This window comes from Umezawaea sp. Da 62-37 (assembly GCF_032460545.1).
Lineage (GTDB): Bacteria > Actinomycetota > Actinomycetes > Mycobacteriales > Pseudonocardiaceae > Umezawaea.
On record NZ_CP135965.1, the window covers coordinates 7,541,420 to 7,563,587 of the forward strand.

Annotated in this window: 25 protein-coding genes; 14 read left to right on the forward strand and 11 right to left on the reverse strand. The window is 70.3% G+C overall.

The annotated features are described in order from the left end of the window. Nucleotides 1-57: 57 nt before the first annotated feature. The 4 genes from rpsT to RM788_RS34805 all read right to left on the reverse strand — a co-directional run bounded on the left by rpsT (nucleotide 58) and on the right by RM788_RS34805 (nucleotide 2,462). Nucleotides 58-318 (reverse strand): 30S ribosomal protein S20, encoded by a 261-nt coding sequence (gene rpsT, locus RM788_RS34790; protein WP_315923069.1) that lies wholly within the window; start codon nucleotides 316-318, stop codon nucleotides 58-60. Between the two features lie 160 nt (nucleotides 319-478). After that, nucleotides 479-1,249, reverse strand: a complete 771-nt coding sequence (locus RM788_RS34795; protein ID WP_315923071.1) for a VOC family protein — start codon at nucleotides 1,247-1,249, stop codon at nucleotides 479-481. An 84-nt stretch (nucleotides 1,250-1,333) separates the two neighbouring features. After that, nucleotides 1,334-1,531 (reverse strand): type II toxin-antitoxin system antitoxin, encoded by a 198-nt coding sequence (locus RM788_RS34800; RefSeq protein WP_315923073.1) that lies wholly within the window; start codon nucleotides 1,529-1,531, stop codon nucleotides 1,334-1,336. 7 nt (nucleotides 1,532-1,538) lie between these two features. Beyond that, complete coding sequence (locus RM788_RS34805) at nucleotides 1,539-2,462, reverse strand: SPFH domain-containing protein (RefSeq protein WP_315923075.1); 924 nt, start codon at nucleotides 2,460-2,462, stop codon at nucleotides 1,539-1,541. Nucleotides 2,463-2,568: 106 nt separating this feature from the next. Here RM788_RS34805 and RM788_RS34810 point away from each other — a divergent pair, with 106 nt between their 5' ends. From RM788_RS34810 to RM788_RS34835, 6 genes are all read left to right on the forward strand, one after another. Further along, entirely contained in the window at nucleotides 2,569-3,030 is a 462-nt protein-coding gene (locus RM788_RS34810; protein ID WP_315923077.1) for a GNAT family N-acetyltransferase, read from the forward strand. A gap of 65 nt (nucleotides 3,031-3,095) precedes the next feature. Then, on the forward strand, nucleotides 3,096-4,460 hold the full coding sequence (locus tag RM788_RS34815) for a polysaccharide lyase 6 family protein (RefSeq protein WP_315923079.1): 1,365 nt from the start codon (nucleotides 3,096-3,098) through the stop codon (nucleotides 4,458-4,460). Between the two features lie 158 nt (nucleotides 4,461-4,618). Continuing rightward, on the forward strand, nucleotides 4,619-6,286 hold the full coding sequence (locus RM788_RS34820; protein ID WP_399340990.1) for a circularly permuted type 2 ATP-grasp protein: 1,668 nt from the start codon (nucleotides 4,619-4,621) through the stop codon (nucleotides 6,284-6,286). Continuing rightward, the gene (locus RM788_RS34825; RefSeq protein WP_315923083.1) at nucleotides 6,286-7,236 is read left to right on the forward strand and encodes an alpha-E domain-containing protein; all 951 of its coding nucleotides are present in this window, start codon (nucleotides 6,286-6,288) and stop codon (nucleotides 7,234-7,236) included. Before RM788_RS34820 ends, RM788_RS34825 begins: the two co-directional genes overlap by 1 nt. Further along, nucleotides 7,233-8,075, forward strand: a complete 843-nt coding sequence (locus RM788_RS34830) for a transglutaminase family protein (RefSeq protein WP_315923086.1) — start codon at nucleotides 7,233-7,235, stop codon at nucleotides 8,073-8,075. Before RM788_RS34825 ends, RM788_RS34830 begins: the two co-directional genes overlap by 4 nt. Nucleotides 8,076-8,107: 32 nt before the next feature. Then, complete coding sequence (locus RM788_RS34835; RefSeq protein ID WP_315923088.1) at nucleotides 8,108-8,866, forward strand: DUF4142 domain-containing protein; 759 nt, start codon at nucleotides 8,108-8,110, stop codon at nucleotides 8,864-8,866. Between the two features lie 84 nt (nucleotides 8,867-8,950). On the opposite strand, the gene RM788_RS34840 is transcribed toward RM788_RS34835, so the two are convergent. Further along, nucleotides 8,951-9,388: a type II toxin-antitoxin system PemK/MazF family toxin gene (locus RM788_RS34840; RefSeq protein ID WP_315923090.1), complete on the reverse strand. Its 438-nt coding sequence runs from the start codon at nucleotides 9,386-9,388 to the stop codon at nucleotides 8,951-8,953. Between the two features lie 101 nt (nucleotides 9,389-9,489). Here RM788_RS34840 and lepA point away from each other — a divergent pair, with 101 nt between their 5' ends. After that, on the forward strand, nucleotides 9,490-11,325 hold the full coding sequence (lepA, locus tag RM788_RS34845; RefSeq protein ID WP_315923092.1) for a translation elongation factor 4: 1,836 nt from the start codon (nucleotides 9,490-9,492) through the stop codon (nucleotides 11,323-11,325). A 205-nt stretch (nucleotides 11,326-11,530) separates the two neighbouring features. Here lepA and RM788_RS34850 read toward each other — a convergent pair whose 3' ends face one another. Further along, nucleotides 11,531-11,761 (reverse strand): hypothetical protein, encoded by a 231-nt coding sequence (locus RM788_RS34850; RefSeq protein WP_315923094.1) that lies wholly within the window; start codon nucleotides 11,759-11,761, stop codon nucleotides 11,531-11,533. 127 nt (nucleotides 11,762-11,888) lie between these two features. After that, nucleotides 11,889-12,326 carry an HD domain-containing protein gene (locus RM788_RS34855; RefSeq protein WP_315923097.1) on the reverse strand — a complete coding sequence of 146 codons (438 nt, stop codon included), beginning with the start codon at nucleotides 12,324-12,326 and terminating at the stop codon, nucleotides 11,889-11,891. A 238-nt stretch (nucleotides 12,327-12,564) separates the two neighbouring features. Here RM788_RS34855 and RM788_RS34860 point away from each other — a divergent pair, with 238 nt between their 5' ends. After that, on the forward strand, nucleotides 12,565-14,043 hold the full coding sequence (locus RM788_RS34860; RefSeq protein ID WP_315923099.1) for a chitinase: 1,479 nt from the start codon (nucleotides 12,565-12,567) through the stop codon (nucleotides 14,041-14,043). Between the two features lie 17 nt (nucleotides 14,044-14,060). After that, nucleotides 14,061-15,107, forward strand: coding sequence for a nitronate monooxygenase (locus tag RM788_RS34865; RefSeq protein WP_315923101.1), 1,047 nt, complete (start codon nucleotides 14,061-14,063; stop codon nucleotides 15,105-15,107). A 10-nt stretch (nucleotides 15,108-15,117) separates the two neighbouring features. Here the strand turns inward: RM788_RS34865 and RM788_RS34870 are convergent, their stop codons facing one another. Then, the gene (locus tag RM788_RS34870; RefSeq protein ID WP_315923103.1) at nucleotides 15,118-16,557 is read right to left on the reverse strand and encodes an amino acid permease; all 1,440 of its coding nucleotides are present in this window, start codon (nucleotides 16,555-16,557) and stop codon (nucleotides 15,118-15,120) included. Between the two features lie 103 nt (nucleotides 16,558-16,660). Between RM788_RS34870 and RM788_RS34875 the strand changes: the two genes are divergently transcribed. Then, a complete protein-coding gene (locus RM788_RS34875; protein WP_315923105.1) occupies nucleotides 16,661-17,266 on the forward strand; it encodes a DsbA family oxidoreductase in 606 nt (201 codons plus the stop codon). Between the two features lie 45 nt (nucleotides 17,267-17,311). On the opposite strand, the gene RM788_RS34880 is transcribed toward RM788_RS34875, so the two are convergent. Continuing rightward, entirely contained in the window at nucleotides 17,312-18,277 is a 966-nt protein-coding gene (locus RM788_RS34880) for a zinc-binding dehydrogenase (RefSeq protein WP_315923107.1), read from the reverse strand. A gap of 69 nt (nucleotides 18,278-18,346) precedes the next feature. Here RM788_RS34880 and RM788_RS34885 point away from each other — a divergent pair, with 69 nt between their 5' ends. Genes RM788_RS34885 through RM788_RS34895 form a run of 3 tightly spaced genes read left to right on the forward strand, consistent with a single transcriptional unit; the run spans nucleotide 18,347 to nucleotide 19,437 of the window. Next, complete coding sequence (locus tag RM788_RS34885) at nucleotides 18,347-18,598, forward strand: hypothetical protein (protein ID WP_315923109.1); 252 nt, start codon at nucleotides 18,347-18,349, stop codon at nucleotides 18,596-18,598. A 9-nt stretch (nucleotides 18,599-18,607) separates the two neighbouring features. Then, entirely contained in the window at nucleotides 18,608-19,099 is a 492-nt protein-coding gene (locus RM788_RS34890; protein WP_315923111.1) for a guanyl-specific ribonuclease, read from the forward strand. Then, nucleotides 19,096-19,437 carry a barstar family protein gene (locus tag RM788_RS34895; RefSeq protein ID WP_315923113.1) on the forward strand — a complete coding sequence of 114 codons (342 nt, stop codon included), beginning with the start codon at nucleotides 19,096-19,098 and terminating at the stop codon, nucleotides 19,435-19,437. Before RM788_RS34890 ends, RM788_RS34895 begins: the two co-directional genes overlap by 4 nt. A gap of 4 nt (nucleotides 19,438-19,441) precedes the next feature. Here the strand turns inward: RM788_RS34895 and RM788_RS34900 are convergent, their stop codons facing one another. Next, nucleotides 19,442-20,371, reverse strand: coding sequence for an AraC family transcriptional regulator (locus RM788_RS34900; protein WP_315923115.1), 930 nt, complete (start codon nucleotides 20,369-20,371; stop codon nucleotides 19,442-19,444). An 89-nt stretch (nucleotides 20,372-20,460) separates the two neighbouring features. Between RM788_RS34900 and RM788_RS34905 the strand changes: the two genes are divergently transcribed. After that, nucleotides 20,461-21,108, forward strand: a complete 648-nt coding sequence (locus RM788_RS34905) for a class I SAM-dependent methyltransferase (protein ID WP_315923117.1) — start codon at nucleotides 20,461-20,463, stop codon at nucleotides 21,106-21,108. 280 nt (nucleotides 21,109-21,388) lie between these two features. Here the strand turns inward: RM788_RS34905 and RM788_RS34910 are convergent, their stop codons facing one another. After that, nucleotides 21,389-22,162 carry an enoyl-CoA hydratase-related protein gene (locus RM788_RS34910; protein ID WP_315923119.1) on the reverse strand — a complete coding sequence of 258 codons (774 nt, stop codon included), beginning with the start codon at nucleotides 22,160-22,162 and terminating at the stop codon, nucleotides 21,389-21,391. Nucleotides 22,163-22,168 lie beyond the last annotated feature (6 nt).

Sequence of the window (22,168 nt, forward strand, 5' to 3'; positions counted from 1 at the left end):
AAAGCCGGAAGGGCGCCGCTCCGAGGAGTGGCGCCCTTCCGGGGTGTTCAAGGTGAGTCAGATCTGGTTGGCGCGCTTGGCCAGGGCCGACTTCTTGTTGGCGGCCTGGTTGGCGTGGATGACGCCCTTGGTCGCGGCCTTGTCGAGCTTGCGGGACACGTCCTGCAGGAGCGCGGTGGCCTTGTCCTTGTCGCCGGCCTCGGCGGCCTCGCGGAACTTGCGCACCGCGGTCTTGAGGGACGACTTGACGGACTTGTTCCGCAGTCGAGCCTTCTCGTTGGTCTTGATCCGCTTGAGCTGGGACTTGATGTTGGCCATGACTACGCCCTCGTTCTCTTGCTTGTGGGGTGCACCGCGGTGGTGTTTCGGCCCTGCCCGAAGGCAGGTTTCCTCCAGTGCGGAATGCCACGCGGTACGACCGAAGAAGAGTACCAGCAGGGCGTCGACCAGCAGGAATCGGGCTGGTCAGCGGGGTGGCTCAGCGTGCGGCGACGTCCAGCACCCGGAACGGCGCGCCGAGCGGGTCGCCCACGGTGGCGAAGCGGCCGAACGGGGAGTCGGACGGGTCGCCGACCGCGATGCCGCCGAGCGAGACGACCCGGTCGACGGCCGCGTCGACGTCGGTCACGCCGAAGTAGGTCATCCAGTGCGGCGGGATGTCGGTGGGCACCTCGTCGGCCATCGCGTAGGCGCCGCCGACGGTGCGGCCGTCCACTTTGAACCGGGTGTAGGGGAGTCCGGGAGTGCGTTCGGGTTCGAGGTCGAACACGTCGCGGTAGAACGCGGACGCGGTGTCGAGGTCCCTGGTGGCCAGCTCGTTCCACACCACGGCGCCGGGCTCGTTCACCACGTACGCGCCGATGTGCGTGCCCGCCTCCCACATCCCGAACGACGCGCCCGTCGCGTCCGCCACGATCGCGCCCCGGCCGGGACCCTCCACCTCGAACACGGGCACCAGCACGGCGCCGCCGCGGTCCTCGGTCAGGTCGACCGACTCGTCCACGTCGTCGGTCGCGAGGTAGGTCGTCCACACGACGGCGAACGGCGCGTCGCGGGGCATCTCGCGCAGGCCCGCGACGGGTTTCCCGCGCAGCAGGGCCATCGTGAGGCCGCCGTTCTCCGGCGTGCCGACCTCGTAGTCCCAGCCGAACAGCCCGCGGTAGAAGTCCGCGGTCGCCCGGAGGTCGGTCGTCAGCTGGTCCACCCACGCGGGCGTGCCGTGCTCGTACGGCGTGTTCAGTTCGCTCATGGGGCGCCTTCCTCGATCACCCGGACAGTGTCCGGGGTGCCGAGCGGCCGCGCGACCCGTGGAGGTCGCGCGGCCGGGTCACTGCTAGGGGTCCTTGCGCGGTCGCCCGCGCTTGGGCTGCTCGGCCGCCGTGCCGGGCAGCCGACCCGCCTCCTTGAGCGCGCGCCGCAGCAGGAACTCGATCTGCGCGTTGGCGCTCCGCAGTTCGTCGCCCGCCCACCTGGTCAGCGCGTCGTGCACCGCCGGGTCGAGTCTGAGCAGGACGCTCTTGCGCTCTACCACGTCGTCCTCAGGTGTACAGCGATCCCGTGTTGACCACGGGCTGGGTCGACCGGTCGCCGCACAGCACGACCAGCAGGTTGGACACCATAGCCGCCTTGCGCTCCTCGTCGAGTTGGACCACGTCGTGCTCGGCGAGCCGCGCGAGCGCCAGTTCGACCATGCCGACCGCGCCCTCGACGATCCGCGTCCTGGCCGCGACGACCGCGCCCGCCTGCTGCCGCTGGAGCATCGCGTGGGCGATCTCCGGGGCGTAGGCCAGGTGCGTGAGCCGCGACTCGATCACGTGCACGCCCGCCGCCTGCACCCGCGCCGCGATCTCGATCGACAGGGTCTCGGTGATGACGTCCGCGTTCTCCCGCAACGACAACCCGGCCTCGTCGTGGTTGTCGTAGGGGTAGCTGTTCGCGATGTGCCGCACGGCCGTCTCGGTCTGGATGCCCACGAACCGCACGAAGTCGTCCACTTCGAACAGCGCGCGCGCCGTGTCGTCGACCTGCCACACCACGACGGCGGCGATCTCGATCGGGTTGCCGTCGGCGTCGTTGACCTTCAGCGCGGAGGTCTCGTGGTTGCGGATCCTGGTCGACACCTTCTTGCGCGTGGTGAACGGGTTCGCCCAGCGCAGGCCGTCCTTGCGGACCGTGCCGACGTAGCGGCCGAGGAACTGGAGCACCCGCGCCTCGCCGGGCGCCACGGTGAACAGGCCGCCCAGCACGATCGCGGACGCGGCGACCACCAGGGCGCCCAGGATGATCAGCGGGACGCTCGGGTCGCCCGGTTCGGGGACGATCGCCAGCGCGATCAGCCCTCCGCCCACGAGCTCCCCGGCGACCCCGAGGAGGAACGCGGGAATGCCCGCGAGCCCGTGCGCCTCGCGCTCCCTGATCGCCGGTGCCGGCATCCGTGCGGCTATCTCGGTCGTCGCGTTCATGACTCCACCCACTTCGTGTCCTCGACCGCCCCCTGCGGCCTATCAAAGTGATATCACTTTGATAGGGCCTCGTGCAACCTCCGGACTCCTGGGGCGTCCAACGGGCATGGGGAACACCGTCGTGCGCGCGGCACGGGCCGCCGACTCACCGGCCGTCGTCGAGATCCACGTCCGGGCACGCCGCAGCTACTACGACGGCCACCTCCCGGAGGCGGAGCTGGCCGAGTGGGAGGCGGCCGTGCGCGCGACCGGCTACGCGGACCGCTTCGGGACGCGCGGCCGCACGTGGCTCTGCGCCGAAACCGACGGTGGCGTTACCGGGTTCGCGCTGGTCAACGGCCCGGAACTGCTCCAACTCCAGGTGCACCCCGACCACTGGGGCAACGGGATCGGTGGCGCGCTGCACCGGGCCTGCGTGGACGGCTGGCGCGCGTCGGGCGTGCCGCTCGCGGGCCTCGACGTGTTCGAACCCAACGTCCGCGCGCGCACCTTCTACGCCCGGCAGGGCTGGCGCGAGGTCGCCCGCGACGGCGAGCCGCCGCACGTGCGCATGGAACTCGATCTCTAGGCACGGGGCCGTGCGCTGGGTTACGGTGCGGGAGCCGCCGCCAGCGGACCCCGTGGAGTTGGCTGATGAGGCGAGTTCTTCCAGTGATCGTGGCGGCCGTGCTGATGGGCCTGGGCACAGCCGTTCCCGCTTCGGCGGCCGTGGTGCGGGTGACCAGCTTGGCCGCGTTGCAGACCGCGTTGAACGCGGCCGCGCCGGGCGACCGGATCGAGGTGGCCGCGGGCACGTACACGGCGAGCGCCGCCATCGCGATCAAGAAGTCCGGCACGTCCGCCGCGCCGATCACCGTCACCGCGGCGACCGTCGGCAAGGTGGAGATCAAGGGCAGCGCCGGGTTCTCGTTCGCCGCCGGCTTGCACGACGTGGTGCTGCAGGGCTTCACCCTGCGCCACGGCGGCGGCCTCTCGGTGCCCGGCGACGCCCACCACCTCCGGATCACCCGGAACTCCGTGCAGCTCACCGGTTCCGGCGGCTGGGTCACGGTCAACGGCGACGACGTCGAGGTGGACCACAACACGTTCCAGAACCGCAGCACCGAGGGCGTGTTCCTGCAGATCTCCGGGCCGGGTTCGGAGATCGCGCAGCGCACCCGGATCCACCACAACTACTTCTACAACCACAGCTTCACCGGGGACAACGGCGGCGAGTCCATCCGGCTGGGCTACAGCCACAAGCAGTCCAAGTCGGCCAACGCGGTCGTCGAGCACAACCTGTTCGAGAAGGCCAACGGCGATCCGGAGGCCATCTCGGTCAAGTCCTCGGACAACGTCGTGCGCTACAACACCATCCGCGACAGCTCGGGCTACATCGTGCTGCGCCACGGCAGCCGCAACCTCGTCGACGGCAACGTCCTACTCGGCTCGGGCATCCGCTTCCACGGCGACGACCACCGGATCGTCAACAACTACGTCGCCAACACCGGTGACCGCGCGCTCGTGTTCGGCACCGGCAGCGAGGCCGACAGCGGCCCCACCAGCACCGGCCACGACCGGCCCGACCGGGTGGTGGTCGCGTTCAACACGCTGATCGGGACCGGTCAGGTCGTCGACAACGACGGCGGCGCGTTCCTGCCCAAGGACTGCGTGCTGGCGAACAACATCATCCGCGGCACGGCGCAGACCAGGCTGGTCGACATCGCGGCCGGGTCGACGGTCAGGTACGAGGGCAACATCGTCTGGGGCGCCACCGCGGGCATCCCGAACGGCTACCGCTCCGTCGACCCGAAGCTGGTCGTGGACGCCGCGGGCCTCTCCCGGCTCGCGCCGGACAGCCCCGCGATCGACACCGCTACCGGCAGCTACCCCTACGTCACCACCGACTTCGACCCGCACGCGCGCACCGGGGCGCTCGACGTGGGCGCCGACGAGTTCGGCGGCCCGGTGGCCCGCAAGCCCCTGACCACCGCCGACGTCGGACCGCTGGCGCCCTGACCCGGAGCGGTCCGCGAGCGGGTGGGAGCGTGCGGGCCGGGTGGCCCGCACGTGCTCCGGAGAGGCCACCCCGACATCGTCCCCGATGTTTCGGCCACGTTTCCGTCCTGGACTTCCCCGGCGCCAGGTAGTGCGCGAACGGCACCCGGCGGGTCAGTATGTCGTTCATGGAACGTCGAACGCGCACCTCAGCCCTGCGGCGCAGCCCGGCCGTGACGGCCCCGCGGCCGAGCAAGCTGTTCGACGGGTACCTGGATCCGGATCGTCCGCACGCGGACGCCTACGACGAGATGTTCACCCGCGACGAGGGGGTGCGGTCGGCGTACCGGGCGCTGCACGAGTCGATCGCGCCGTCGGAGGTGGCGGACCTGAACGCGCGGTCGGAGGCGCTCGGACGGGCGTTCGTCGACCAGGGCATCACGTTCTCGCTGTCCGGGCAGGAGCGGCCGTTCCCGCTGGACCTGATCCCGCGCATCCTGACCGCGTCGGAGTGGGCGAAGCTCGAACGGGGCATCGTGCAGCGGGTGCGGGCGATGGAGATGTTCCTAGCCGACATCTACGGGGACGCGCAGATCGTGCGGGACGGGGTGCTGCCGCGGCGGCTGATCACCTCGTGCGAGCACTTCCACCGGGAGGCGGCGGGGATCAACCCGCCGAACGGGGTGCGGATCCACGTGTCGGGTGTCGACCTCGTGCGGGACGTGGACGGGGTGTTCCGGGTGCTGGAGGACAACCTGCGGTGCCCGTCCGGGGTGTCCTACGTGATGGAGAACCGGCGCACGATGGCGCGGGTGTTCCCGGACCTGTTCGCGCGGCACCGGGTGCGCGCGGTGGGGGACTACGCGGTGCACCTGCTGCGGGCGCTGCGCAACGCGGCGGCGCCGAACGCGGCGGACCCGAACGTGGTGGTGCTGACGCCGGGCGTGGCGAACTCCGCCTACTTCGAGCACTCGCTGCTGGCCAGGCAGATGGGCGTGGAGCTGGTCGAGGGGCGTGACCTGTTCTGCCGCGACAACCTCGTCTACCTGCGCACGACCGAGGGCGAGCGGCAGGTGGACGTGATCTACCGCCGGATCGACGACGACTTCCTGGACCCGGTGCACCTGCGCGCCGACTCGGTCCTGGGCGTGGCGGGCCTGCTGAACGCGGCTCGCGCGGGCAACGTCGTCATCGCCAACGCGATGGGCAACGGGGTCGCGGACGACAAGCTCGTCTACACCTACATGCCCGAGATCCTGCAGTACTACCTGGGCGAGAAGCCGCTGCTGCCGAACGTCGACACGTTCCGCTGCTGGCTGCCCGACGAGTGCTCCTACGTGCTCGACCACCTCGACGAGCTGGTGGTGAAGCCGGTGGAGGGCTCCGGCGGGTACGGCATCGTGTTCGGGCCGTACGCCACGACCCGCGAGCTGAACTCGCTGCGCAAGCGGATCAAGCTGAACCCGCGCGGCTGGATCGCCCAGCCGGTGGTGCAGCTGTCGACCGTGCCCACGAAGGTCGGCGACCGGCTGGTGCCGCGGCACGTGGACCTGCGGCCGTTCGCGGTCAACGACGGCAACTTCATCTTCGTCCTGCCCGGCGGCCTGACGCGGGTCGCGCTGCCGGAGGGCAGCCTGGTCGTGAACTCCTCGCAGGGCGGCGGTTCCAAGGACACCTGGGTGCTCGCGCCGCGCTCCTCCACTGTGGAGCGCGAGCTGGCCGAACCCGGCCTGGCGGGGGCGGAGGGGCTCGCCGCCATCGCGGCCGAGCAGGGACCGGAGCTGTCGAACACCCAGCAGCAGCAACAACAGCAGCAACAGCTTTCCCAGCGCACCGAGGAGGTCTGATGCTGGCTCGCAACGCGGAGTCGCTGTACTGGATCGGCCGCTACGTCGAACGCGCGGACGACACCGCCCGCATCCTCGACGTGTCCGTGCACCAGCTGCTGGAGGACGCGACCGTCGACCCGGACGCGACCAGCCGGCAGCTCCTCGCCGTCCTGGGCATCGACCCGCCGGAGCGCAAGGAAGCGCTGGACGTGTGGTCGCTGACCGAGCTGGTGGCCTACTCCGGCGACAACGCCGGGTCCATCGTCGCGTCGATCAACAGCGCGCGCGAGAACACCAAGGGCGCCCGCGAGGTCGTGTCGAGCGAGATGTGGGAGTGCCTCAACACGATGTACAACGCGGTGCCGGAGCGCCAGCGCTACGCCCGCACGGTCGGCCCGCACGCGTTCTTCTCGTTCGTCGAGGAGCGCGCGGCGATGTTCGCGGGCCTGGCCGACTCGACGATGAGCCGCGACGACGGCTGGCGGTTCCTGGTGCTCGGCCGGTCGGTCGAGCGGGTCGACATGATCGTCCGGCTGCTGCTGTCCCGCGTCGGCGACAAGGCGTCCTCGCCCGGCTGGGTCACGGTGCTGCGCTCGGCGGGCGCGCACGACACGTACCTGCGCACCTACCGCGGCGCCCTGGACGCGGGCCGCGTCGTGCAGTTCCTGCTGCTCGACCGGCTGTTCCCGCGCTCGGTGTTCCACGCCCTGCGCCAGGCCGAGTCGTGCCTGGAGCACCTCGACCACCAGCCCAGCGTCCGGGTGGGAGCCCGCGCGGAGGCGTTGCGGCTGCTCGGCCAGGCGCGCAGCGACCTGGAGTTCCTCCGCCCGCACGACCTGCTGGAGGACCTGCCGCGCAGGCTCAAGGCGTTGCAGGCGACCGTGCGGGACGTCGGCGAGGCGGTCTCCCTGCAGTACTTCCACTCCGTGCCCTGGGTGGCCTGGACCAACGCGAAGGTGACCTCATGAGCTGGCGCGTGCGCGTGGTGCACACCACCGGGTACCGGTACGAGGCCCCCGTCACCCAGTCCTACAACGAGGCCAGGCTCACCCCGCGCGGCGACCGGCGGCAGAACGTCGTGGTCAGCAGGGTCGAGACCACGCCCGCGACCAGGGCCTACCGGTACACCGACTACTGGGGCACCGAGGTCACGTCGTTCGACCTGCACGCGCCGCACCTGGAGCTGAAGGTCGTGGCGTCGTCGGTCGTGGAGACCGGCGAGGAGAACGAGCCGAACCGCGCGGGCAGCTGGCCCGACCTCAAGTCCGACGCGCTGCTCGACCGGTACACCGAGTTCCTCGACTGGACGCCGTACGTGCCCAAGGACAAGGAGCTGGCCGCGGTGGCGCGCGAGCTGCGCAAGGGCGTGAGCCCGGCGGACGCGGTGCTCGCGGCGTGCCACTGGGTGCACCAGCAGCTCAAGTACCAGCCCGGCACGACCGGCGTGCACAGCTCGGCGACCGACGCGTGGCGGGCCCGCGAGGGCGTCTGCCAGGACTTCGCGCACCTCACGCTGGTGCTGCTGCGGGCCATGGGCATCCCGTCCCGGTACGTGTCCGGCTACCTGCACACCAAGCCGGACGGGGCCGTGCGGGAGACCGTGCGCGGCGAGAGCCACGCGTGGATCGAGGCGTGGACCGGCGGCTGGTGGGGGTACGACCCGACGAACGCCATCCCGGTCGGACCCCGGCACATCTGGGTCGCGCTCGGGCGGGACTACGGCGACGTGGCGCCGCTGAAGGGCACCTACTCCGGCGGGGCGGCCTCAGCTCTGGAAGTGACGGTGGAAGTCACCCGATTGGCCTGAACCCCTACGCCCGCCCATCCGTAGTCCGGAACATGCGCCTCCTTCGGTCTGCTGCCGCGTCGCTGATCGTCGCCTTCGCGGCTCTCCTGCTGCCCCTCGCGGGCACCTCGGTCGCCCAACCCGTGTCGACCGAGGTCGAGCAGACGCAGTGGGGTCCGCTCGACGCGGCGGCCCGCGACATGCTCGTGAAGGTCCGCCTGGCGGGCCTGTGGGAGAAGCCCGCGGGCGAGATGGGGTTGGAGAAGTCGGCCAACCCGCTCGTCCAGGAGGCGGGGAGACACCTGGTCGAGGGCCACACCGACCTCGACTCGAGGGTGATCGAGCTCGGCAAGATGCTCAACGTCACCCTGCCCACGGCCCCGAACTCCGACCAGCAGGGCTGGCTGCGCGAGATGACCGCCGCCCCCGCGGGCAGCGACGAGTTCGACAAGATCTACGCCAACCGGCTCCGCGCCGCGCACGGCAAGGTCTACATGTTCCTGTCCACCGTCCGCGCCGGTACCCGGAACACGCTGATCAGGGACTTCGCCGACGTCTGCATGAAGACCGTGCTGGACCACATCTCCGTGCTGGAGGCGACCGGCAAGGTCGACTTCACCGACACCAAGAACATCCCGATCGCGACGGTCGCGCCCGCCGCGGGCGCCGCCACGCCGCAGGCCGCGAGCCTCACCGCGCCGCCGATGAGCATGCCGCTGATCGTCACGATCGGCGGCGTCCTGATCGTCGTCACGCTCGTGGGCCTGCGGATGCTGCTCGGCGGCCGCACCAAGCAGCGCTTCCGAGGCTAGTTGCCCCCAAGCCGGCGGTTCGACGTCCCGCCGGTCGGATCCCCCCGCGCCTCGCCCGGAGCGGGGGAATCCGACCGGAACGGGTCAGTTCCAGCCGTGCCGCACCCGCAGGACGCCGACCACCTGGTCGAACCGCTCGGACTCCAGCACCGAGCCCTCGCGGCGGATGTCGTGCTCGTCGAGTTCGAACACCCGGTCCAGCCGCAGGTAGGAGTGCCTCCCGCCGCGGTCCCAGGCGCCCGAGCCGAGGTCGAGCCAGTCGTCCACCTCCCGGTCGTCGGGCTCCTTGCTGGACAGCATCAGACCCAGCAGCGCGCGGTGGTGCCTGCCCACGACCAGCAGCGGACGGTCCTTGCCGCGCGTCGGGTCCTCCTCGTAGGGCACCCAGGCCCACACGATCTCGCCCGGATCGGCGAGGCCGTCCAGGTCGGGGGAGTACTCCAGGGTGGCGGCGACGGCGGCCGAGTGCACTTCGCGGACCGCGCCCCTGGCGGGGCGGGCGTCCTCTCCATTTGCGAACACCGGCAGAGCTTATGGCCTGCGTCTCAGGTCAGCAGGTAAAAGCGGGTTCGCGCGCCATGAGATGATGTGCTGTCCCCCGTCCTAACGCGCGAGGAACTCGAGTGAGCACGTTCGCCGACAAGACGTTCACGCCCCCGGAGCTCATCCGGAACTTCTGCATCATCGCCCACATCGACCACGGCAAGTCGACCCTGGCCGATCGGATGCTGCAGATCACCGGCGTTGTCGACCCGAGGTTGATGCGCGCCCAGTACCTGGACCGCATGGACATCGAGCGCGAGCGCGGCATCACGATCAAGGCGCAGAACGTGCGCCTGCCGTGGCAGATCGCCGAGAAGCCCCACGTGCTCCACATGATCGACACCCCTGGGCACGTCGACTTCACCTACGAGGTGTCCCGCGCGCTGGAGGCCTGCGAGGGCGCCGTGCTGCTGGTGGACGCCGCGCAGGGCATCGAGGCCCAGACGCTGGCGAACCTCTACCTGGCGCTGGAGAACGACCTCGCGGTCATCCCGGTGCTGAACAAGATCGACCTCCCGGCGGCCGACCCGGACAAGTACGCCAAGGAGATCGCGCACATCATCGGGTGCGAGCCCGACGAGGTGCTGCGGGTCTCGGCGAAGACCGGGTTCGGCGTCAAGGAGCTGCTCGACGAGGTCGTGCTCAAGGTCCCGGCCCCCGTCGGCGACGCCGACGCCCCCGCCCGCGCGATGATCTTCGACTCGGTCTACGACACCTACCGCGGCGTGGTGACCTACATCCGCGTCGTGGACGGCAAGATCACCCCGCGCGAGCGGATCAAGATGATGTCCACGGGTGCCATCCACGAGATCCTGGAAGTCGGCATCATCTCGCCCGAGCCCAAGGCCAGCGTCGGCCTCGGCGTCGGCGAGGTGGGCTACCTGATCACCGGCGTGAAGGACGTCCGCCAGTCGAAGGTCGGCGACACCGTCACCTCCGAGCGCAAGGGCGCGACCGAGCCGCTCGCCGGCTACCGCGAGCCGCGGCCGATGGTCTACTCCGGTCTGTACCCGGTCGACGGCTCGGACTACCCGGAGCTGCGCGAGGCGCTGGACAAGCTCCAGCTCAACGACGCCTCGCTCGCCTACGAGCCGGAGACGTCGGCGGCGCTGGGCTTCGGCTTCCGCTGCGGCTTCCTCGGCCTGCTGCACCTGGAGATCACGCGGGACCGGCTGGAGCGCGAGTTCGGGTTGGACCTGATCTCCACCGCGCCCAACGTGGTCTACCGCGTGGTCATGGAGGACGGCGCGGTGCACACCGTGACGAACCCGTCCGACTGGCCCGACGGCAAGATGGCCGACATCTTCGAGCCGGTCACGAAGTGCACGATCATCTCGCCCAGCGACTACATCGGCGCGATCATGGAGCTGTGCCAGTCCAAGCGCGGGCAGCTCGGCGGCATGGACTACCTGTCCGAGGATCGTGTGGAGCTGCGGTACACGATGCCGATGGGCGAGATCATCTTCGACTTCTTCGACAACCTGAAGTCCCGCACGCGGGGGTACGCGTCGCTGGACTACGAGGAGTCGGGCGAGCAGAGCTCGGAGCTGGTGAAGGTCGACATCCTGCTCCAGGGCGAGGCCGTGGACGCGTTCAGCGCCATCTGCCACAAGGACTCGGCTTACGGCTACGGGACGCGGATGGCGTCGAAGCTGCGGGAGCTGATCCCCCGGCAGCAGTTCGAGATCCCGATCCAGGCGGCCATCGGGTCGCGGGTGATCGCGCGCGAGAACATCCGGGCGATCCGCAAGGACGTGCTGGCCAAGTGCTACGGCGGTGACATCACGCGCAAGCGGAAGTTGCTGGAGAAGCAGAAGGTCGGCAAGAAGCGGATGAAGATGGTCGGCCGCGTCGAGGTGCCGCAGGAAGCCTTCGTGGCCGCGCTGTCGACGGACGACGACAAGAAGAAGAAGTAGCGGTTCGGCTCTACCGGAAGCGCCGTACGCCCGCCGCGTGCGGCGCTTTCGCGTGCCACGGGTTCGCGACGACCGGGCCGGGCATGACGAAGGCCACCTCGGCAGCGTTGCCGGGGTGGCCTCTTGGTTGTGGTCGAACTACCTGTCAGGTCGCTGCCCCGAGGGGCGCGCAGACGCGTTCGACGGTGAACGGTCCAGCTTCACGTCAGCTGCCGGCGCGGATGATCCGCTCCATGGACTGGCGGTGGAGGATCGCCTTGATCTCGGCGGTGTCGGCCGAGTCGTGCCTCGCCAGGACGGCGTCCAGGTCGAGGCGGGCGCTCGGGGTGTTGTAGCTGGCCAACTCCCGCTCGAGGCCCTGGCGGCTCCGGCGGGCCGCGCGGCGGCTCGTCAGACTCTTGCGCAGTGTCCGGATGGCGGTGCTGGGGTGGGTCATCTAGCTCCTTCTGATGGGTGGTGCGGTCTTCGTGCACCACCCATCATTCACCCTTTTCGAGGCTTCTGCATCGATTCCGAGGGTGATTTGTCTCGCACACCGGCGTTACCTGTGGTATACGGCACGTTCATCCATTCTCGTAATAATCGAGCAGCCTCAGCGCGGTCTCGTACTTGTCGCGGAGGCGTTCGCGTTCGACCGGTTGCAGCAGGGCCGTGCGGTCCGGCGAGAGGTTGTCGCCGATGTCGGCGCGCTTGACGATCAGGGCGATCGGGTCGGCGGCGACACGGGCCAGGTACGCGGACTGGGGCTCGTCGGGGAAGTGGGTCAACGCCTCGACGGCGCGCACGACGATGGTCGGGCACTCCAGTTCGACGAGCTCGTCGAGGGTGACCGAGGTGTCCTCGACGACGTCGTGCAGCACGGCGGCCATCTGCTCGGCGGCACCGTCCACACGGGTCATGACGCGGAGCGGGTGGTCGATGTAGGGATTTCCGGATTTGTCGACTTGGCCCTCGTGAGCGCGGCGGGCCAGGTTGACGGCATCAGGGAGCGTGAAGGTCATGGCTTCCTCCGACTTCCACGGTCGGACGACCGCGTGCCTGTCTGGTGGGTTCATTCCCAGTTGACCACGGGACAAACACGATTTCCCGTGTTCAGGCCATTCGGCCCAGTGTCCACACCGCCTTCGGCCCAACAGGCGCACCACGTCTTGACAGCGAGCAGTGGTCTAGTCCATTTTTCGAGTGGCCCACATCACGCGTCCGGGCCGTGGCCGCCGAAGTGGATCTGGTGAGGTGCACGTGGGTACGAAGACGAGACGAGCGCTGATCGCGGCGCTGAGCGCGCTGGTGGCCTTCGCGGGACTTGGGCTGCTCGTGGTGGGCAACGCCTCCGCGGCGAACGTGGTGGGCAACTTCGGTTTCGAGGCGGGCAACACGAGCGCGTGGACCTGCTCCGGCGGTGCCGCGGCGGTGACGAGTCCGAAGCGGACGGGGTCGTACGCGTTGGCGGGAACGCCCGCGGGGCAGGACAACTCCCGCTGCTCGCAGACCGTGACCGTGGTGCCGAACACCGCGTACAAGCTGTCCGCGTGGGTGCAGGGCAGCTACACCTACCTCGGTGTCACCGGCACGAGCGCGGGGGAGAAGAGCACCTGGACCCCCGGTTCCGGCTCGTGGACCCAGCTGTCGGTGGACTTCACCAGCAGCGCGGCCACGACCGTGACCATCTACCTGCACGGCTGGTACGGCCAGCCCGCGTACTACGCCGACGACGTCGCGGTGGACGGTCCGGGCACGCCGCCCACGACGACCAGCACGAAGACGACCACCACCACGACGACCACCACCACGACGACCACGACGCCCGGCCAGCCGCCGGTGACGTCGCTGCCGAAGCACGTCCTCACGGGCTACTGGCAGAACTTCGACAACGGCGCCAGGGTGCTGAAGATCGCCGACGTGCCGACGACCTACGACATCATCGCGGTGTCCTTCGCCGACGCGGTGGCGGGCACGCCCGGCGCGGTGACCTTCAACCTCGACCCCGGTCTGTCCAGCGCGCTCGGCGGCTACACCGACGCGCAGTTCAAGGCCGACATCAAGACCGTGAAGGCGCGCGGCCAGAAGGTGATCCTGTCGGTCGGCGGCGAGAAGGGCACCATCAGCGTCGGTGATTCGACCGCGTCGAACAACTTCGCCAACAGCGTGAACTCGCTGATCGCCACCTACGGGTTCGACGGCGTCGACATCGACCTGGAGAACGGCGTCAACGCGACCCAGATGGGCGCGGCGCTGCGCAAGATCTACGCGGGCGGCGGCAAGATCATCACGATGGCGCCGCAGACCATCGACATGCAGTCCACCGCGGGCGGCTACTTCCAGCTGGCGCTGGCGATCAAGGACATCCTGACGATCGTCAACATGCAGTACTACAACTCCGGCTCGATGCTCGGCTGCGACCAGAAGGTCTACAGCCAGGGGAACGCGGACTTCATCACCGCGCTCGCCTGCATCCAGCTCCAGGGCGGTCTCCGCGCCGACCAGGTCGGCCTCGGACTGCCCGCGTCGACGTCGGGCGCGGGCAGCGGCTACGTCTCGCCGCAGACCGTGAACAACGCGCTGAGCTGCCTCGCCAGGGGCACGAACTGCGGGAGCTTCAAGCCGTCGACCACGTACCCGACCATCCGCGGTGCGATGACCTGGTCGATCAACTGGGACGCGTCCAACGGCTGGGCCTTCGCGAACGCGGTGGCGCCGCACCTGGATTCGCTCCCGTAGCGATTAATGTCGGGTACATGCTGGAACGACTGGCCGTACCCGTGATCGCCGCGCCGATGGCGGGTGGCGCGTCCACCCCGAAGCTGGTCGCGGAAGTGGGGTCGGCCGGTGGCCTGGGTTTCCTGGCCGCCGGCCTGCTCACCGTCGAGGCGCTGGCCGCTCGGCTCACCGAGGTCTCCGGGCTGACCGACCGGCCCTTCGGCGTCAACCTGTTCGTGCCGGGCTCGAAGTCCACAGTGGACCTCTCGGTCTACCGCGAGCGGGTGGCGGCGCAGGCCGCGTTGGCCGGTGTCACGCCGGGAACGCCGGTGTGGGACGACGACTCGTACCCGGCGAAGCTCGAACTGCTGCTGGCCATGCGGGTTCCGATCGTGTCGTTCACCTTCGGCCTGCCCGGCACCGACGAGGTCCGGCGGCTGCACGCCGCAGGCACGTACGTCGTGGTGACTGTGACGACCGCGGCCGAGGCCAAGCAGGCCGCGCAGATCGGCGCGGACGCGCTGTGCGTGCAGGGCCTGGACGCCGGCGGCCACCGCGGCACGCTCACCGACGACGGCGTCTCGCCCGGTGGCGGCGAACTCCTCGGCACGCTGGCCGCGCTGCGGCTGGTGGCGGCCGCCGTCGACCTCCCGCTGATCGCGGCCGGTGGGCTGGTGACCGGCGCGGACGTCGCCGCGGTGGTGACCGCCGGGGCGGTGGCCGCGCAGCTCGGCACGGCGTTCCTGCTGTGCCCGGAGGCGGGCACCGCGCCCGGCTACCGGATGGCGCTCCAGGAGAAGAACCGCCGGACCGCGCTCACGCGGGCGTTCAGCGGCAGGCCCGCGCGCGGCCTGGTGAACCGGTTCCTCACCGAGAACACCGCGCACGCCCCCGCCGCGTACCCGAACCTGCACCTGATGACCAAGCCGATCCGCGCGGCCGGCGACCCCGAACTCATGTCCCTGTGGGCCGGGCAGACCTACTCCCTGATCGAGTCGGCACCGGCCGCGGACGTGGTGCGGAGGCTGGACACCCAGGCGCGGGCGGCGATCCGGGGCGCCGCCGCCAGGTTCGCCGAGGAGTAGGCCGCCGCCGTCAGCCGGACTTCTCCATCGCGGAGTGCTTCCGGCTGTAGGCGAAGTAGACCACCAGGCCGATGACGAACCAGACCGCGAACCGCAGCCACGTGGTGGGGTTGAGGAACGTGATCAGCCACAGCGAGAACACCACGCCGACCGCGGGCACGACCGGCATGCCGGGGGTGCGGAAGCCGCGCGGCAGGTCGGGCTGCCGGTAGCGCAGCACGATGACCGCGACGCACACCACCACGAACGCCAGCAGGATGCCGATGTTGGTCAGCTCGGCGGCCTCGGCGATCGGCAGGAACCCGGCGATCACCGCGGCTGCGACGCCGAGCACCCAGGTGAAGCGGCTCGGCACGTGCTTGGTCGGGTGGGTCTTGCCGAACCACGGGGGCAGCAGGCCGTCGCGGCTCATCGAGTAGCCGACCCGGCTGGCGCCCATGAGGAACGTGAACAGCACCGTCGTGATGCCGAGGATCGCGCCGACGGACACGATCACGCCCAGCACGGGCAGGCCGATGTCGGCGAAGGCGGTGGCGAACGCGCTCTCGGCGTCGACGTCCTGGTAGTTGACCATGCCGGTGAGCACGAGGCAGGCGATGACGTAGAGCACCATCGAGATGGCCAGCGAGTAGAGGATCGCCTTCGGCATGTGCTTCTGGGAGTCCTTCGACTCCTCGGCCGCGGTGCTCATCGCGTCGTAGCCGAACACGGCGAAGAACACCGTCGCCGCGCCGGTCAGCGCCCCGGAGACGCCGAAGGGGAAGAACGGGTTGTAGTTGTCGGTGTTGATGTGGAACACGCCGACGGCCACGACGAGCAGCACGACGGCGACCTTCAGGTACACCAGGACGGTCTCGAACCTGGCCGCGTTGCGCATCCCCTGGTTCAGCACGAACGCGATCAGCAGGCACAGCAGCACGGCGAACAGGTTCACCCGGTAGCTGCCCGCCGCGACGTCGCCGGTCTCCGTCCCCGGCGCGCCGAGCATCCACGCGGGCAGGTGGACGTCCAGCAGCGCCAGCAGTTCGGTGAAGTAGCCGCTGATGCCGATCGCCACCACCGCCACGATCGCGGTGTACTCCAGCAGCAGGTCCCAGCCGATGAACCAGCCGACGATCTCGCCCAGCACGGCGTAGCCGTAGGTGTAGGCCGACCCCGCCTTCGGGATCATCCCGGCGAACTCCGCGTAGGAGAACGCGGCCGCCGCGCTCGCGATGCCCGCGATCAGGAACGACACCAGCACGGCCGGGCCCGCCGTCTTGTTGGCCACCGCCCCGGCCAGCGAGAAGATCCCGGCGCCGATGATGCCGCCGATGCCTATCGCGGTGAGCTGCCAGAGCCCCAGCGTCCGGCTCAGCGACTCCCCGCCGCCCGCGTCGCCGATCTGCTCGATGGGCTTGCGGCGGAACACCCCGGATCCACGGCCGAAGCCGCCTTGCGCGGAAGTCATCGTCGTCTCCCCTCGCCTCGTGCGCCTTGATCGAACCTACGACCAACGGGGGCGCGAGGCGACACGGGGAACAAGGTCGGCGCACACCGTGTTGCGACCTGTCGTGAGACTCGAAGTGTGGTCGGACGTCGTGTGCCCGTGGTGCTACATCGGCAAGCGCAAGATGGAGAGCGCCCTGCTGGCCTGGGACGGTGAGCCCGTCGAGGTGCGCTGGCGCCCGTTCCAGCTGGATCCCGGCTCGCCCAACGACGGCGCGCCGATGACCGAGGCGCTGGCGGCGAAGTTCGGCGGCGCCGAGGCGGTGACCAGCGCCCACGCGCGGGTCGCCGAGGTCGCCGCGGGCGTCGGGCTCGACTACCACCTGGACAAGACCCGGCAGGCCAACACGCTCGACGCGCACAAGCTGATCACCCTCGCCCACGACCAGGGCGTGCAGGGAGCGGTGCAGGAGCGGCTGTTCCGGGCGAACTTCACCGAGGGCGCGCACCTGGGCGACCCGGCGACGCTGGTCGAGCTGGCCGAGGAGGCCGGGCTCACCGGCGCCGAGGAGGCGCTGCGCGACGACGCCCTGGCCGCGCGGGTGCGCCAGGAGCTGACGGAGGGCATCGGCATCGGCGTGCGGTCCGTGCCGACGTTCGTCGTGGGCAACCGCGGCGTGTCCGGCGCGCAGGACCCGTCGGTGATCCTGGAACTGCTCAAGGGCGCCTGATCCGACTCGTGCGCGCCTCCACGGGGAGGCGCGCACGGGTGTCGACTAGCGGGTGAAGACGATCTTCCCGGCGGTCTCGCCGTCGAGCATGCTCCGCAGGCCTTCCTCGGCGCGCTCCATCGGCAGCTCCAGGCCGATCTGCGGGCGCAGGTCGTTCAGCGCGCAGAACGCCAGCAGGTCGCCGAGCTCCTCGCGGGTGCCCATGGTCGAGCCGACCACGCGCAGCTGGAGGAAGAACAGCCGCTGCAACTCGGCACCGGTGGCGTCGCCGCTGGTGGCACCGGAGATCACCACGATGCCGCCGGGCTTGAGCGACTTCATCGAGTGCGACCAGGTGGCCTTGCCGACCGTCTCGAACACCGCGTCCACCCGTTCGGGCAGCCGCGCGCCGGACTCGAACGACGCGTGCGCGCCCAACGACTCGGCGAGCGCCCGCTTCTCCTCGGTGCGGCCGGTGACCCACACCCGGTAGCCCGCGGCCCGGCCGAGCTGGACCAGCGCCGTCGACACACCGCCGGACGCGCCCTGCACGAGCATCGTCTGGCCGGGGCGCAGACCGGACTTCACGAACAGCATCCGGTACGCGGTCAGCCACGCCGTGCCCATGCAGGCGGCTTCGGCGAACGACAGCCCGGCCGGCTTCGGCAGCGCGTTGCGCGCGGGCACCACGACGTGGTCGGCGAACGTGCCCTGGTGCTTCTCGGTCAGCAGCGTGCGGCCGGGGTCGAGGGTCTCGTCGCCCGACCAGTCCGGGTGGCCGATCACGGAGTGCAACACGACCTCGGTGCCGTCGTCGAGCACCCCCGCGCCGTCGCAGCCCAGGATCATCGGGAACTTGTCGGCCTTGATGCCGACACCCCGCAGCGTCCACAGGTCGTGCATGTTCAGGCTGGCCGCGCGCACCCCGACCCGCACCCAGCCGTCCGGGACCTCGGGTTCCGGCCGCTCACCCACCCTCAGCGAGGCAAGGGGGTCCTGCGGGCTCGGCTCGGCTGCGTAGACGGCGAACATGCACGGAACATAACCCAGCCCACCCGGTCGGCCTGCGGTGAGGCGCGTCACGGGGCTAGGCTCGGTCGCGTGCCGGACGGGATCGCGCAGTGGTGGGACGGGGTCGAGCTGTGGCTCACCCAGCTGCCCTTCGTGCTCCAGTTCCCGATGATGATGGCCGTCATGCTGCCCATCTGCCTGTTCGCGGCGCGGCTCATCGACCGGGTCGTGGACCGCACGACGGCCCGCGTGACCCCGCACAAGGACGCCGAACCGCCGGTCGGGACGCTGCCGACGGACGTCCGAGAGCCCCACACGCTGCACCTCGGCGGCGGTTCGTAGGCTGACCCGGTGACTCCTGGTAGGCGGCTCTCCGTCGCCCTCATCGGTTTGATCGCCCTGGTCGTCTTCGGATGGGTCTTCAAGGACCTGTCGTCCTCCTCCACGCCGTCGAGCGGCCCCACCTCGTCGAGCGGTTCGACCTCGTCGTCGGGAAAACCCGCGGGGAAGTCCACGTCGGCCGCCCCCGGTGGCGCGGTCGCGGGCGCGGAGTCCGGGCTGGACGTGAAGCCCCTGTCGAGCCTGCCGTCCCAGGCGGGCGACACGTGGAAGCTGATCGGGAAGAACGGTCCGTTCCCGTACCCGCGCAACGACGGCGTCGAGTTCCAGAACCGCGAGAAGCGCCTCCCGGCCAAGGCGGGCGACTACTACAAGGAGTACACCGTGCCGACTCCCGGAAGCCCCGACCGCGGAGCACGGCGGCTGATCACCGGTGATCAGCAGGAGGTCTACTACACCGGCGACCACTACGACTCGTTCGTCGTCGTGGACGTGCGCAAGTGACCGTCCAGGAGGCCGTGAAGGCGGCCCGCGACCGTGGCGCGCACCCGCACGTGCTGCGCGGCGAGGCCGTGACGACCAGGCACGAGGCCATGGAGGCCATCGCCGCCGCGCTGTCGTTCCCGGAGTGGTTCGGGCACAACCTGGACGCGCTCTACGACTCGCTGACCGACCTGTCCTGGCTGCCGCCGGGCGAGCACGTGCTGATCTGGCCGCGCCCGGCCGAGTTGGCCCGCAACGACCCGCGCGGCCACGACAGCGTCAGCGCCGTGCTGGAGGACGCCGTGCGCCGCACCGCCGAACTCGGCGACCGCGTGCTCACGGTCGTCCGCACCGACTGAGGTTCTAACGGCCCGCCTCGCGCCACGCCGTCGGCGTCACGCGGTGCGCGGTGCGGAACCGGCGGATGAAGTACCCCGTGTCGCGGTAGCCGACCCGCTGCGCGGTCTCCGCGATGGTCAGGTCCGTGTCGGCGAGCAGCCGCCGCGCCTCCCGCATCCGGCGCTCGGTGATCCACTGCTGCACGGTGCGGCCGGTCCGCTTGCCGATGACGGTCGTGAGGTGCCCCGTCGTGAGACCGACCGCCTCGGCGACGTCCCGCAACGAGATCGGCTCGTGGTAGCGGTTCTCGACGACCTCGAACACCGCGGCCAGCAGCGGTTCGACGGCCGCGTCGCCGGGTAGGTCGACATGTAGGCGGCCGAGGTGCACCAGCAGCAGCGTGAGGTGCGCGCGAGCCGCGTCGGCGTACCCGTCGCGCCTGCCGCGCAGTTCACCGTCGAGGTCGGCGAGGTGCCCGAGCCACTTCGCCCGCTCGTCGGGCGGCACGTGCAGGCGCTGCCCACCGCCGCGGTGGTTCCCGATGAACGGGGACAGCAGCGGATGGGTGCGCCAGGAGACGAGCGACGCCGCGGCCGCCGGATCGATCGCGTCGGCCGGGAAGAACACCGCCCACGACTCCGCGCCCTCGTCGACCCGCGCCCGCTCCGGCGTGATCACCGTGCCGGGCGCCACGACGAACGCGTCCCCCGTCGTCAACGGCCAGTCCCGACCGTCCACCCGCATGCTCGCGTCCCCGTGCTGGACGTAGAACAGCACGAGGAAGTCGTGCGCGTGCGTGTCCAGCGTCAACGGGTGCCGATGCCGGTCGCCGACCCAGTGCACGACCGTCACCGACGGCAGTCCGGCGGCGCGGACGTAGTCGACGACCAGGACACCCTGCGCGTTGCGCCGGAACTGGCGCACGCTGTCGTCGTGATCGGAAGATAATTCCATCGGAGCCGCACTTCGTCTCTTGTTCGCAGGTAGAAGCCTTGGCAGGCTAACAGCGGACACCCGAACTTCGTACCTCCTGGGGAGACGTCATGACCACGACCGAGCGCCACTTCCTACCCGCCATGGGCAGGCACAAGATGCTGACGCCGTTGTACGACGTGGTCTCCCGACTCATGGGCGCCAAGGAGTTCCACTGGCGGCTCCTCGCACAGGCGGGCATCGAGCCCGGCGCGACCGTGCTGGAGATCGGCTGCGGCACCGGCAACCTCCTGCGCCTCGCGAAGAGCGCGGTGTCAAGCGCGACCGTGATCGGCCTCGACCCGGACCCGGCGGTGCTCACGACCGCCGCCCGCAAGGCGTCCCGCGCGGGGATCGAGCTGAAGCTCGACCGCGGGTACGCCGACGACCTGCCGTACGGCGACGACAGCGTCGACCGAGTGCTGTCGGCGTTCATGTTCCACCACCTACCGGGCGAGCAGAAGCCGGCCGCGCTGCGCGAGGCCCGCCGCGTGCTCAAGCCGGGCGGACGCCTGCACCTGGTGGACTTCGACCACAAGGAGGCCAGGGCGTTGTCGCGCGGGCACTCCCACGGCGCTGCCCCCGCACACGACTACGCGAACGGCTCGTTGCTCGACCTCATGGCGGAGGCCGGGTTCGTGAACGCCGCCGAGATCGGCCGCGGCACGTCGTCCATGGGCGGCCTCGGCTACTACCGAGCAGACGCCGGCAAGGCGTAAGGCGCAAGGCACCGACGAACCACCACGCTGGCACCGAGCAAGCTCGTCCGCTCACCCGGCCTGCCCCACCGGCGGATTGACCACCCACCGAGCAGCACTCGTCCGCTGTGCGGCCGGCTTTACTCGGGGTTTTCGGCCCTGCACTTTCGACGGCGGGCAGGAGCGCCACCACCTGCCCTTTTAGACCGCCGAGGGCCGAAAAAGGGGCCCCAAGTCAAGCTGGCCGCACCCGGAGCACGGCGGATCCGACACCCGGCGGCCCACCACGACAGCCACACGCCTACTCCCCGGGCACCCACGACGGCTTGCGCTTGCCCACGAACGCCGCGATCCCCTCCTGCCCCTCCACCCCTCCGAAATGCCGAGCCGACAACTCCAACATGTCCGCGAACACACCCCCCAACTCCGCCGCCCGCGGCTCCTGGAGCATCCGCTTCGTAGCCGCCAACGCCCCCGGCGCCCCCAGCGCCAACATGTCCGTGTACCGCCCCACCTCAGCGTCCAACCCGTCGGCCGGCACCGACGAGTTGATCAACCCGATCGCCACCGCCCGCTCAGCCCCGAACGCCTCCCCGGTCAGGAACAGCTCGTGCGCCGCCCGCGGGAGCAACCGCGGCAGCACCGTCACCGAGATCACCGCGGGCACCACCCCGATGCGCACCTCGCTGAACGCGAACGTCGCCGACTCCACCGCGACTGCGATGTCGCAGGCCGCCACGATCCCCACCCCACCGGCCCGCGCGGGCCCCGCCAGCCGCGCCACCACCGGCTTCGGACTCGTCCAGATCTGTTCGAGGATCGCCGGGAACTCGTTCACCCCCTGCTGGTTCGCCGATGCCCCACCGGCCTCCTTGAGATCCATCCCGGAGCAGAACACGCTGCCCGTGTGGCTCAGCACGACGACCCGCACCCCGTCGTCGTCGGTGGCCGTCTTCAAGTGCCGGGTGAGTTCACCGCGCAACTGCGCCGACAGCGCGTTGCGGTTGCGGGGGGAGTCCAGCGTGATCGTCGCGATGCCACGCCGCACCTCGTAGTGGACCAGCTCATCTGCCATGCCCAG

Excerpts from the sequence above, each read along its gene's own strand:
- RM788_RS34810 (WP_315923077.1), top strand. The coding sequence starts at position 2,569 with ATGGGGAACACCGTCGTGCGCGCGGCACGGGCCGCCGACTCACCGGCC.
- RM788_RS34865 (WP_315923101.1), top strand. The coding sequence starts at position 14,061 with ATGCTGGAACGACTGGCCGTACCCGTGATCGCCGCGCCGATGGCGGGT.
- rpsT (WP_315923069.1), bottom strand. The coding sequence starts at position 318 with ATGGCCAACATCAAGTCCCAGCTCAAGCGGATCAAGACCAACGAGAAG.
- RM788_RS34820 (WP_399340990.1), top strand. The coding sequence starts at position 4,619 with ATGTCGTTCATGGAACGTCGAACGCGCACCTCAGCCCTGCGGCGCAGC.
- RM788_RS34835 (WP_315923088.1), top strand. The coding sequence starts at position 8,108 with ATGCGCCTCCTTCGGTCTGCTGCCGCGTCGCTGATCGTCGCCTTCGCG.
- RM788_RS34830 (WP_315923086.1), top strand. The coding sequence starts at position 7,233 with ATGAGCTGGCGCGTGCGCGTGGTGCACACCACCGGGTACCGGTACGAG.
- RM788_RS34850 (WP_315923094.1), bottom strand. The coding sequence starts at position 11,761 with ATGACCCACCCCAGCACCGCCATCCGGACACTGCGCAAGAGTCTGACG.
- RM788_RS34910 (WP_315923119.1), bottom strand. The coding sequence starts at position 22,162 with ATGGCAGATGAGCTGGTCCACTACGAGGTGCGGCGTGGCATCGCGACG.
- RM788_RS34855 (WP_315923097.1), bottom strand. The coding sequence starts at position 12,326 with ATGACCTTCACGCTCCCTGATGCCGTCAACCTGGCCCGCCGCGCTCAC.
- RM788_RS34880 (WP_315923107.1), bottom strand. The coding sequence starts at position 18,277 with ATGTTCGCCGTCTACGCAGCCGAGCCGAGCCCGCAGGACCCCCTTGCC.
- RM788_RS34805 (WP_315923075.1), bottom strand. The coding sequence starts at position 2,462 with ATGAACGCGACGACCGAGATAGCCGCACGGATGCCGGCACCGGCGATC.
- RM788_RS34815 (WP_315923079.1), top strand. The coding sequence starts at position 3,096 with ATGAGGCGAGTTCTTCCAGTGATCGTGGCGGCCGTGCTGATGGGCCTG.
- RM788_RS34905 (WP_315923117.1), top strand. The coding sequence starts at position 20,461 with ATGACCACGACCGAGCGCCACTTCCTACCCGCCATGGGCAGGCACAAG.
- RM788_RS34900 (WP_315923115.1), bottom strand. The coding sequence starts at position 20,371 with ATGGAATTATCTTCCGATCACGACGACAGCGTGCGCCAGTTCCGGCGC.
- RM788_RS34825 (WP_315923083.1), top strand. The coding sequence starts at position 6,286 with ATGCTGGCTCGCAACGCGGAGTCGCTGTACTGGATCGGCCGCTACGTC.
- RM788_RS34870 (WP_315923103.1), bottom strand. The coding sequence starts at position 16,557 with ATGACTTCCGCGCAAGGCGGCTTCGGCCGTGGATCCGGGGTGTTCCGC.
- RM788_RS34795 (WP_315923071.1), bottom strand. The coding sequence starts at position 1,249 with ATGAGCGAACTGAACACGCCGTACGAGCACGGCACGCCCGCGTGGGTG.